The following is a 3,592-nucleotide window of genomic DNA, read 5'->3' as shown; positions in this document are numbered from 1 at the left end:
CTCGACATCCTGGCCGACCTCACGTTCGGCTCCGGGCGAAGCCTGGTCTTCAGCCGGACCAAGCGCGGGGCCAAGAAGATGGCCAGACAGCTCAACGAGCGCGGTGTCCCCTCCGTCGAGCTGCACGGCAACCTGGCCCAGAACGCCCGCACCCGCAACCTGCAGGCTTTCCACTCGGGAGAGGCTCCGACCCTGGTCGCGACGGACATCGCGGCCCGCGGCATCCACGTCGACGACGTCGGGCTGGTGATCCATGCCGATCCGCCGGAGGAGCACAAGGCCTACCTGCACCGCTCGGGTCGCACGGCCCGGGCCGGTGCCTCGGGTCGGGTCGTGACGTTGATGACGGACGAGCAGGTCCGCGATGTCCAGGTGCTGACCAAGAAGGCCGGCGTCACCGCGACGACGACCCGCGTCCGGATGGGGCACCCCGTGCTCCGCGAGCTCGCGCCGCGCGCCGAAGGCAGCCCGGCCCCGGTGCCGGTAGGCGCCCCGAGCGCGGAGGCCGCGGGCGGGCAGCCCCGGACGGCTGCGCATGCCGGGCGGCGCAGTGGCGGTGGGCGCTCTGGTGGTCAGCGTTCTGGTAGCCGACGCTCCGCTGCTCCGAGGTCCGGTGGCCGTCGATCTGGCACTCGTCGCTCCGATGGACCTCGCCAAGGCCGATGACCGAGGTGGACCTTTACTCACCCTTCTCGCCGGTGAAGAGCAAGTACTCCCAGCCCATCACGAGACGGTCTCGCCCACGGTTGTGGCGGCGCGCGAGCTCGGCAAGGTCGAGGTCGAGCTCCGCAGCCCGGGCTGGGTCCTCGGCGAGCCCCCGGTAGATGGCGACGGTGGGGCCGTAGTTCGCCTTGAAGTAGTCCCTGAACTCCTCCGGCGATGCGAAGCGGTCGACGATGACCTCGTGGCGGGTGAAGGTCGCGTCCTTCACCCTGTCGCCCAGTAGCTCTCGGACGTGGTCCTCGCGACCCCACAGCGGCGGAGGTTGCGCACCCGGTGGTGGTACGGGGGCATAAGGCTTCATGGCCGCGAACATCTCCCCGATGAAGCCCTCTGGCGTCCAGCTCAACAGGGCGATGGTGCCGCCGGACCGGCACACGCGAACCAGTTCATCGGCGCTGGCCTGATGGTGCGGGGCGAACATGACTCCGACGCACGAGAGCACCGTGTCGAACTCGTCGTCGGCGAAGGGCAGGGCCTCCGCGTCGCCCTCACGCCATTCCAGCTCGGTGCCCTGGCTCGCGGCGTGGCGGCGCCCGTGCTCCAGAAGGTCAGGAGTGAGGTCACAGGCCACCACCTTGGCACCGGCCAGCGCCGCGGGGATGGCGGCGTTGCCGGACCCGGCGCCAACATCCAGCACCCTGTCGCCGAGTCCCACCCTACTCGCCTTGACCAGGAGCGCCCCCAGTTCTGGGATGACCTGTTCGGCTACCGCAGGGTAGTTTCCCATGGCCCACATGGCGCGGTGCCTGGCTTTCAGCGCCCGGTCGGCCTCGGCTTGTTCTGGCGCCGCGCTCATGACAGGTCCCGCAGGGCGCACGTGGCTTCACCGGGCACGGGGGCGACGATGCCTGTTCGCGCCGGCCTTCTGGGGTCGAGAGTGACCATGTCCGAACCTCCTCGCTTGGACAACCGCTGACGCTTGTGAGCGTAGGCCGGTGGTCTGTGACGCCGCCTGTGATGAGAGCAAACGTGGCAGTATCGGCGGATGGACCAGGGGTTGTCGATCCACCTGCTGGGTCCTCGGCCGCGAGTCCTCTCGGGGAGACATCCGCGGCCATCGCCGCGAGGTCGCAAAGCGTGGGCACTGCTGGCCTATCTCCTCACTGCCGAGACTGCCCCGAGTCGGCGATGGCTCGCTGAGCTGCTGTTTCCGGAAGCGGATGATCCCCTCAACGCGCTCAGCTGGAATCTGACGCAGCTCCGCACGCTTCTGGGGCAGGAGTCGAGCGTCTTCGGAGATCCTGTCGTGCTGAGTCTGCCGCCTGGGTCCTTCGTCGACGTTCACGCGCTCACGGCCGGCACCTGGAGGCAGGCGGTGAAGGTCCCTGGTCTCGGTCAAGATCTCCTGCAGGGCAGCACCTTCGCAGGATGTCCTGGTCTGGAGGTCTGGCTTCTGGTGACCCGCAGACGACTGGCAGGAGCCGCTGACGGCGTGGTGCGCGAGGCGGCGAGGGCGAGCCTGGCTGCAGGCGACGGGGCACAGGCGGTGGAGCTCGCCAGTCGGCTCGTTGCCGCGGACCCCCTCGATGAGGACGCGCAGGAGATTTTGGTCAGGGCTTACGCGGCGACTGGTGACCAGACAGCCGCGGAGACACAACGGGATGCCTGTATCGCGCTGTTCCGGCGCGAGATCGGGTCCGACCCAACGGGGGCCGTGATTCACGCGGCGAGCCCCGCGCGAACGCGAAGGGTCCTCCCGGGGCGGGCGGCGACACGAGCGTCCACGACGGCCGCGCTCGAAGCAGGAGTGGGTGCGCTCGACGCGGGAGCCGTCGATGCGGCGATCGGGCTGCTGCGCCAGGCGGTGGCTGAGTCGCGGGAGCTCGACGACGGTCCCCTTGCGGTTCAGAGCCTGATCGCGCTCGGCTCGGCGCTGGCTCACAGCGTGAGGGGTCGCGACGGCGAGGCCGCTGGGTTTCTGCACGAAGCGATCGGCGTAGCCGACGGAGTCGGGGCCCCGGGGTCCGCAGCTCGGGCGCATCGCGAACTGGGCTACATCGAGGTGCTGCGGGGTCGGTACGACCGAGCTCAGCTGTGGCTACACAGCGCCGAGACTCTGGCCGACGAGAACGCCACCGAGCATGCGTGGGCCAGGGCCGTGCGGGGCGTGGCGTTGACGGACCTGGGCCGCTACCGCGACGCCCGCATCACCTTGGACACGGCACTGCACCTCGCCGAGGCGGGCCAGGTCGGCCACGTCGAGGCATGGGCGTGGACGTTCAGGGGGAGACTGCACCTGCTTCGCAGGGAGCTCGAGGAGGCTCGCGAATGCCTCACTGCCGGGCTCTCTTGCGCGCACTCCCTTCGCTGGACCGCTTTCGTGCCACTGCCCGAGATATTGCTGGCCGAAGTCGACTTGCTGGACGGCAGGGTGGATGCCGCTGCTTCCGCCTACGAGCACGCACACGCAATGGCTTTGCAGCTGGAAGATCCGTGCTGGGAGGGTGGCGCTGCTCGTGGTCTGGGCCTGGTGGCAGCCTACCGCGGGGACACGTCGACAGCCCGGCAATGGATCACCCGGGCTCGTCAGCGCTGTACACGCCTGCCTGACGCCTACCTCTGGGTAGAGGGCTATTGCCTCGATGCCCTGTGCGCACTTGCCGTCGAGCACTACCCGGCGGAAGCCAGGCAATGGATCGACGACCTCGAGGCACTCGCCACCCGTACCGGTATGCGAGAGCTCGTCGTGCGCGCCTACGCGCACCGAGGCAAGCTCGGCGACCCCCACGCGGCCCGAGCAGCGCGCCAGCTGACCGTGGAGGTCGACAACCCCGCCCTCGGGGCGCTGGAGTAGGTGGGCCTTCGGCCACCGTCTGCTCGACAGCGATCGCGTGGATGGTGTGCCGCACGACAGTGAGCCAGTCAGACC

The 3,592-nt window shown here is 69.5% G+C and carries 3 protein-coding genes and 1 pseudogene; 3 read left to right on the top strand and 1 reads right to left on the bottom strand.

The genetic code is table 11. The features are described from left to right. Positions 1 to 666, top strand: a 666-nt coding sequence (locus VJ976_RS10075) for a helicase-related protein (protein WP_324100087.1), incomplete at its 5' end; no start/stop codon positions are given. Between the two features lie 13 nt (positions 667 to 679). Here the strand turns inward: VJ976_RS10075 and VJ976_RS10070 are convergent. After that, a complete protein-coding gene (locus tag VJ976_RS10070; protein ID WP_324100086.1) occupies positions 680 to 1,519 on the bottom strand; it encodes a class I SAM-dependent methyltransferase in 840 nt (279 codons plus the stop codon). Between the two features lie 189 nt (positions 1,520 to 1,708). Here VJ976_RS10070 and VJ976_RS12695 point away from each other — a divergent pair. Continuing rightward, positions 1,709 to 2,365, top strand: a pseudogene (locus VJ976_RS12695) (AfsR/SARP family transcriptional regulator); the annotation flags it as partial. Between the two features lie 105 nt (positions 2,366 to 2,470). Beyond that, positions 2,471 to 3,517, top strand: coding sequence for a hypothetical protein (locus tag VJ976_RS10065; protein WP_324100085.1), 1,047 nt, complete (start codon positions 2,471 to 2,473; stop codon positions 3,515 to 3,517). The last annotated feature ends 75 nt before the right edge of the window (positions 3,518 to 3,592 follow it).

Source organism: Ornithinimicrobium sp. (genome assembly GCF_035267225.1).
Lineage (GTDB): Bacteria > Actinomycetota > Actinomycetes > Actinomycetales > Dermatophilaceae > Ornithinicoccus.
Note: the sequence above shows the minus strand (reverse complement) of the source record. Positions and strands in the feature narration are given on the sequence as shown.

Coding starts and splice junctions, on each gene's coding strand:
- VJ976_RS10070 (WP_324100086.1), bottom strand. CDS start 1,519: ATGAGCGCGGCGCCAGAACAAGCCGAGGCCGACCGGGCGCTGAAAGCC.